Origin of the sequence: Streptomyces atriruber (assembly GCF_001418325.1) — a bacterium.
Classification (GTDB): domain Bacteria; phylum Actinomycetota; class Actinomycetes; order Streptomycetales; family Streptomycetaceae; genus Streptomyces; species Streptomyces atriruber.
In genome coordinates this window covers 1-1,069 of sequence record NZ_LIPN01000643.1, presented here as the reverse complement: position 1 = coordinate 1,069, position 1,069 = coordinate 1, and the positions used below count along the sequence as shown (strand labels likewise).

Annotated in this window: 1 protein-coding gene and 1 pseudogene; both read right to left on the bottom strand. The window is 73.3% G+C overall.

From position 1 onward, the window contains the following. Window positions 1–135: pseudogene (locus AOK03_RS45300) on the bottom strand (DUF881 domain-containing protein); the annotation flags it as partial. A gap of 88 nt (window positions 136–223) precedes the next feature. Further along, window positions 224–1,069 (bottom strand): phosphohexomutase domain-containing protein (locus AOK03_RS39615; RefSeq protein ID WP_482256563.1); only part of this gene is annotated, 846 nt, incomplete at its 5' end.

Genomic DNA, 1,069 nt, shown 5'->3' with positions numbered 1-1,069 from the left:
GCGGGCCGCCGCCTCCGCGTACCCCTCGTCCAGACTGTGGTCCATGACGGTGGTGAGCAGCGACATGGACGCGTCCGGGCGCCGGGGGCGCGCGGGGGTGCTCCGAACGGGGGGCTGCTGCGGCATGCCGCACATCGTCGCACGTCGCGGGCGTTACCTCCGAATGGCCCCACCGGCGCGCCGGGCAGCACCTGTTGCGGGTGCCGCCCGGCGCCAGGGAAGGTCAGCGGCCGGCGCTGTCCACCACCGTGGACCACTCGTCGAGCAGCGCCTGGGCGGACGCGTCGTCGGGCCCCTCGGCCCACAGATGGGTGACGGCCTCGGCCGGGTCGGGGAGCACCAGCACCCAACGCCCGTCGGCCTCCACGACCCGCACCCCGTCCGTGGTGTCCACTGACCGCTCCCCGGCGGCCTCGACCACACGCCGCATCACGAGCCCCTTGACCGCCCACGGCGTCGCCAGATCACGCTTCTGCACATGGGCCCGCGGAATGCGCGCGTCGATCTGGCTCAACGTGAGCTGCGTACGCGCCACCAACCCGATGAGCCGCACGAATGCGGCAGTTCCGTCGAAGACGCCACTGAACTCGGGCACGATGAACCCGCCCCGCCCGTCCCCGCCGAAGATGGTCGAGTCCCCTCGCCCCACCCTCGTCAGATCGTCGGGCGACGTGGTCGTCCAGTCCACCTGCGTCCCGTGGTACGCGGCGACCTGCTCGGCGATGCGCGTCGTGGTCACCGGCAGCGCCACCCGCCCGCTGCGCCGCTCGGCGGCCACCAGGTCGAGCATGACCAGCAGGGCCCGGTCGTCCTCGACGATCCGGCCCTTCTCGTCCACCAGCGACAGCCGCTCGCCGACGGGGTCGAACCGCACCCCGAAGGCGGCCCGCGCGGACGCCACGATCTCCCCGAGCCGGACGAGCCCGGACCTGCGCGCGTCCGCCGTCTCCGTCGGCCGCGACTCGTCGAGCCCCGGGTTGATGGTCAGCGCGTCCACCCCGAGCTTCCCGAGAAGACTCGGCAGTACGAGACCGGCGCTGCCGTTGGACGCGTCGACGACGACCTTGAG